The organism is Zhongshania sp. (genome assembly GCF_041623545.1).
Lineage (GTDB): Bacteria > Pseudomonadota > Gammaproteobacteria > Pseudomonadales > Spongiibacteraceae > Spongiibacter.
In genome coordinates this window covers 1-5462 of sequence record NZ_JBFJWS010000218.1, presented here as the reverse complement: position 1 = coordinate 5462, position 5462 = coordinate 1, and the positions used below count along the sequence as shown (strand labels likewise).

Here is a 5462-nt window from a genome sequence, read left to right as displayed (position 1 = left end):
GCCAGTTTCTGGCACGATGAAGAAGGTCTTTCCTTCCGGCAGATCGATACCCGCCATCTCCGCTAAGACCGGCGCAGACTGGGCCACAATGCGCGCGGCAATATGGCCATCTTCCCAAATGATCGCCTCCAACTTCTTCTTGTCTTCAGGGCTGCAAATATAGCCGCCCTGAGCCTGCAATTTTTCAAGCAAGGCATCGACATTAGACTCTAGCGCAATAACCGCGTTATCAGAGGAACATGACGCCGCTAAATCCAACGTCTTGGAAATACGAATTTTCTCAGCAGCCTCGTCAAGATCGGCAGTTTCATCAACCGTGATAACCGCATTACCCGCGCCCACGCCCAGTGCTGGCGTACCGCTTGAGTAGGCCGACTTCACCATGGGCGCACCGCCAGTCGCGAGCACCCGGTCAACCTGCTTCATCAATTCAGCGGTAGCTTCCATTGACGGCGTGTCGATGGAAATTACCAGATCCTCTGGGGCACCACAGGCCTTCAGCGCGCCGCGCATTAAATCGCAGATCATTTTATTAGTAAGCTTAGAACGCGGGTGCGGCGCAACAATAATGGAGTTACGGCCTTTTACCGCAGAAATTGCCTTAATAACCGGCGTTGCCTCTGGGTTTGTACAGGGCGTTAAGGCGCCGATAACACCAACGGGCTTAGCGATTTTAACGATATTGCGCTCTTTATCCTCTTCAAGTACACCAACGGATTTGTCGTTGATAATGTCAAACAAGGCGGCACGAGTTTTCTTGAAGATTTTAAGGTATTTGCCTTCGTAGTTGCCCAGCTGGGTCTCTTCTACGGTAAAACGGGCGATTTTCTCAGCCACCTCTGGGCGCGCAACTGACCACACCATTGCGGTGATCAATTCATCAACTTGTTCTTGGCTGTAATTGGCAATTTGTGCCTGTGCTGCACGCGAGCGTGCGACCAGAGACTGGACAAATTTTGCTTCTTCAGTCGTCGCAGTGGCGGTTACAGTGGCCATGGTGGATCTCCCGGTTATTGTTTGTGCCTACAGTAGCATAGCTGTGCGGCAAATAGCTGTGCGTAAATTGGGCTACCATATAAACACAGATGAGTGAAAGGTAGGATTGATTATATTGCCGACTTGATGGACTATATTGCGCATCAAGTGTGAATACAAAGCACCTTCCTTAAGCATTTAAAAACCAATTGGATTCCAATTACTTAGCATGCCAATTACTTCAGACTGGCCACTACCGCCCCAGGGAATTCGCTTCCTTACGCCACAATTTGTGCAAAATCAATTAGCGGCGCACGCTCTCAGCGAAAGCTTGTACCCTGTTGCCGTAGGGTATTATCCCGCTGCTTTTGGCCACCGAATGCAGCGCCAGCAACACGACAGCTATTTAATCATTTACTGTATTGACGGCCACGGCACCTTGAGCTGCGACGACAAAAGCTACCGCGTTAGCAGCGGCGATATGTTTATTCTGCCACCAGACCACCCCCACGCCTACCACGCCGACAGCGGAGACCCGTGGACCATCTACTGGCTGCACTTCAAAGGCCGACTTGCCAAAGATTTTTACCGTCATATTCAGCTCAGTAGCCCTTGTTTTAATATTGGTGTGCAACCGAGGGTCGTCCGCATCTTCGACGGCCTTTCGGAATTGCGGCGCAGCGCCTATCAGTTTGCCGAGTTTGTACAGGGTGGCCATCAACTACAAGCCCTGCTCAGCTATATCGCCTTACTCATCCGTCAGCAACAGCCCCAAAGTGGCAAGGCGCTAAACTTTGAGCGGCTGCGCGCCACGATGCAAGAACACATCCACGGCCAGCTCAATCTAGATGAACTCGCTGCTGAGGCGAAATTATCGAAATATCATTTCACCAAAAAATTTAAGGCCCACACTGGGCAATCACCCATTCAGTACTTTATTAATATGAAAATTCAGCGCGCCTGCTATTTACTCGACAGCACTGGGCAATCGATAAAACAAGTCGCCGCGGCCATCGGCTACGACGACGCTTATTATTTCTCCCGTTTGTTTAAAAAGACCATTGGCCTAGCACCCAGTGAATATCGCCAACATCGACGCAGCTAACCGTACAACACAGGGCTTAATAAATTTCGCCGGCCATTACGGTTACCGCTCGGCCTGACAATATCGCCTTATCACCAGCAATAACAACACCGACGTCGCCACCTCGCGCAGACAATTGTCGGCCCTTTAACTCATTGCGACCAAATCTAGGCGCCCAGTAGGGCGCCAGCGCACAATGTGCTGAGCCTGTCACGGGGTCCTCATTGATACCGGCTGCAGGACCAAAGAAACGCGAGACAAAGTCGACCCGAGGTTCGCGGCTCGCCATAGCGGTAACAATCAGCCCCCGTGCCGGCAATGCTGCGATAAGTGACAGATTAGGGATAAAACTTTGCACAGCAGCCTCGTCAGCTAATTCAATAAGTAGATCCTCACCCGCGCGACGCGCCGCGGCAATCCCCCCAGTCACATCATGCAAGGCGGTATTTTCCGCACTACTTACTGATGAAATGGGCGTTAGCGGGAACTCTAAGCTAACACCATCAATACCTCGATTCGCCGTCAAATCACCGCTGCGCGTTTTGAAACGCAGCGAATTTACAGCGACCTCGCAATGCGCCCACAAAACGTGCGCCGCCGCCAAGGTTGCATGGCCGCAGAGATTGACCTCGATCGTCGGGGTAAACCAGCGCAAGCGATAATAGCCCTCCTCCAAGCGTTGAAGATAAGCGGTTTCTGATAAATTGAACTCCGCCGCGAGCATCTGTAATTCCCCATCAGGAAGTTCAGTGTCAAGCAAACACACCGCTGCGGGATTCCCCGTAAATTTACTTGTCGCAAACGCATCCACCACAAAATAATTCATTTCTCTTCCTCGACTGATAGCAACGCTAATGGAAATTCCACCACCACGGCTGCGCAAGATTATTCGGCAGGTCTCGCGTAACAAGCGACATAGCGACCAGCATCGCGGCAACCGCTATGAGCTTAGCCAACTTAGCTAGCCACACAGGCTTTTTTAACTGATAAGCAAACCATTTTACGGTATCCATCGTCGCCCCCTCCTAACTCCTGATCTCGCACTAAGGTATTAGCACGAACAGGAAATAGCGTAGTGCGACAAACGAAAGCATAACAGATACACTAAATAAAATTTACACCAGTACAGATGCAGTTTATACAAAACTGTTATGCATAACAGCTTACAATAGGAGGCAACCATGCCACCCCGCTATCGCCAAGTCGCCAGCGAAATTGCCAATCATATTGAGCAAGGCCGGCTCAATACCGGCGATAAGTTACCGGGAGTCCGACAAGCCAGTACGAATTACCACGTCAGTATGTCTACCGCCCTCGCCGCCTATCGCTACCTAGAACAGGAGCAATATATCGAGGCGCGACCCCGCTCGGGGTTTTATATTAAAGCCCGCTTTGAAAACACCGTATGCTGCCCCGGCGAAACCAAGCCCGACGCCAAACCAACGCTTATCAGCAGCCAACAACGAGTAATGCAGGTCATTTCCGCCACGAGGCGGCCCGGCATGTTAAGCCTGGGCGCTACAGTGCCGGATGCCAGCTTTTTGCCTGTTGCTGCCCTTGAGCGGGCCTTAGCGAGTGCGGCTCACCACCCTCATAGCAAAAGCAATGCTTACGAATTCCCACCAGGCTACTTAGGCTTACGCCAGCAGCTGGCTAAACGCATGAACAAGCTCGGTTGCCACCTCCAAGCAGACGACATCACTATTACCCAAGGCTGCCAAGAGGCCTTGTATTTAGCTCTTAAAGTGAGCTGTAAAGCGGGCGATATTGTCGCCTTAGAATCACCCCTGTTTTACGGCTTGCTCCAGATTATTGACTCTCTCGGTTTGCAAGCCTTAGAAATCCCCACAGATCCCCAGCAGGGAATTTCTTTAGAAGCACTGCAATTAGCCATTGAACAATGGCCAGTAAAAGCCTGTATTGTCGTCACAAACTTTAGCAACCCCATCGGCGCTACGCTGACAGAAAAGCGCAAGCAAGACTTAGTGACCATGCTCAGCGCGGCAAATATTCCACTAATTGAAGACGACATTTACGGCGACTTAAATTTTGAGCAACAACGCCCAGGCATAGCCAAACGCTACGACACTGGAAGCAATGTGCTGTATTGCTCGTCGCTATCTAAATCCCTGTCACCAGCACTGCGAATCGGCTGGATTGCCGGCGGCAAGCACAGTGAGGAATTGAACTACCAGAAGTTCACGCTTAATGCGGCCAGCGCCACAATTCCGCAGTTGGCCGCCGAGCGGATGCTGCGCAGCGGGGAATACGACCGCCATCTGCACCGGATGCGCGCCGCACTGGCAACGTCAACCGCCCGCATTAGAGAGACTTTAGCGAGGCACATGCCCAGCGGCACCCAAATCACCCAACCCCGTGGCGGCTACGCCCTGTGGCTTGAATTACCCAAACAAATCGACACACTACTCTTAGCAGAACAAGCGCTAGCGGAAAACATCAGCATTGCAGCTGGCCCACTCTTTACCGCCAGCGAGAAATATCGCCACTGCCTAAGAATTTCCTGCGCCTGCTCATGGAACTTACAATTAGAGCAGGGCCTTGCGACTCTAGGGGCACTCGCTCGAGCTCAGTGTGTTTAATCGACTGACGCTAATCAATACGCGCTGATTCTAATATTTCATTGAGCAATCGCGGCAGTTCAATACTCGCCAGTCCATAGCGGGCCTCCGAAAAAGCCGACTGTACCGCCGAAGGTTCGAGGTTCACTTCAATCGTATGGGCGCCGACGCTAGCCGCCGCCTGCACAAATCCCGCCGCGGGGTAAACATTGCCCGAAGTGCCCACCGCAATAAACACATCGCACTGCTCAAGTGCGCTGTATATCTCGTCCATCGCCAAAGGCATCTCACCAAACCACACAATGTGTGGCCGCAAACCACCCCTGAGTCCACAGCAGCGACAGCGATCCTCGGTAGCAATATCGCCAGTAATCGCAGAGACAACACCGCTGTAGCTACAGCGCATTTTAAGCAGTTCGCCATGCATATGAATGAGCTTGTGCGAGCCCGCGCGCTCGTGAAGATCATCAATATTCTGGGTAATTAATAAAAACTCACCCGCAAAATTTCTTTCAAACTCGGCGAGGGCCAAATGTGCGGGATTAACATTTACATCGGGACTTAATAGCTGGCGCCGTCGCTGATTGTAAAACCCTTGGACCAGATCAGGGTTAGCAACAAACGCCTCAGGGGTTGCCACATCTTCCACTCGGTGTTCTTCCCATAGGCCATCGGCGGCGCGGAAAGTCTTAATGCCAGACTCAGCCGAAATACCCGCACCAGTTAACACAACAATGCGCTTTGTCACAGCAATTCAACCCAGGTAGCTCTAAAACCACGGACGCCGATTAAGTACATACGTCTGCTCAAATTCCGCATCGGAT

General features: G+C 51.7%; 6 protein-coding genes. 2 read left to right on the top strand and 4 right to left on the bottom strand.

The window, feature by feature from the left end:
- Positions 1 to 996, bottom strand: a 996-nt coding sequence (locus tag ABYT30_RS14895; RefSeq protein WP_373097322.1) for an aldehyde dehydrogenase family protein, incomplete at its 3' end; no start/stop codon positions are given.
- Positions 997 to 1204: 208 nt separating this feature from the next.
- On the opposite strand from ABYT30_RS14895, the gene ABYT30_RS14890 reads away from it, so the two are divergent.
- Positions 1205 to 2080, top strand: coding sequence for an AraC family ligand binding domain-containing protein (locus tag ABYT30_RS14890; protein ID WP_373082255.1), 876 nt, complete (start codon positions 1205 to 1207; stop codon positions 2078 to 2080).
- A gap of 16 nt (positions 2081 to 2096) precedes the next feature.
- Here ABYT30_RS14890 and ABYT30_RS14885 read toward each other — a convergent pair whose 3' ends face one another.
- Positions 2097 to 2885: a PhzF family phenazine biosynthesis protein gene (locus tag ABYT30_RS14885; RefSeq protein WP_373097321.1), complete on the bottom strand. Its 789-nt coding sequence runs from the start codon at positions 2883 to 2885 to the stop codon at positions 2097 to 2099.
- Positions 2886 to 2910: 25 nt separating this feature from the next.
- Complete coding sequence (locus ABYT30_RS14880) at positions 2911 to 3072, bottom strand: hypothetical protein (protein WP_373097320.1); 162 nt, start codon at positions 3070 to 3072, stop codon at positions 2911 to 2913.
- Positions 3073 to 3240: 168 nt separating this feature from the next.
- On the opposite strand from ABYT30_RS14880, the gene ABYT30_RS14875 reads away from it, so the two are divergent.
- Positions 3241 to 4659 carry a PLP-dependent aminotransferase family protein gene (locus ABYT30_RS14875; RefSeq protein WP_373097318.1) on the top strand — a complete coding sequence of 473 codons (1419 nt, stop codon included), beginning with the start codon at positions 3241 to 3243 and terminating at the stop codon, positions 4657 to 4659.
- Positions 4660 to 4669: 10 nt separating this feature from the next.
- Here ABYT30_RS14875 and cobB read toward each other — a convergent pair whose 3' ends face one another.
- Positions 4670 to 5386 carry a Sir2 family NAD+-dependent deacetylase gene (cobB, locus tag ABYT30_RS14870; protein ID WP_373097317.1) on the bottom strand — a complete coding sequence of 239 codons (717 nt, stop codon included), beginning with the start codon at positions 5384 to 5386 and terminating at the stop codon, positions 4670 to 4672.
- Positions 5387 to 5462: the final 76 nt, after the last annotated feature.

What these genes read in the sequence shown, in the direction of transcription:
- ABYT30_RS14890 (WP_373082255.1), top strand. Translation starts at nt 1,205, where the DNA reads ATGCCAATTACTTCAGACTGGCCACTACCGCCCCAGGGAATTCGCTTC.
- ABYT30_RS14885 (WP_373097321.1), bottom strand. Translation starts at nt 2,885, where the DNA reads ATGAATTATTTTGTGGTGGATGCGTTTGCGACAAGTAAATTTACGGGG.
- ABYT30_RS14880 (WP_373097320.1), bottom strand. Translation starts at nt 3,072, where the DNA reads ATGGATACCGTAAAATGGTTTGCTTATCAGTTAAAAAAGCCTGTGTGG.
- ABYT30_RS14875 (WP_373097318.1), top strand. Translation starts at nt 3,241, where the DNA reads ATGCCACCCCGCTATCGCCAAGTCGCCAGCGAAATTGCCAATCATATT.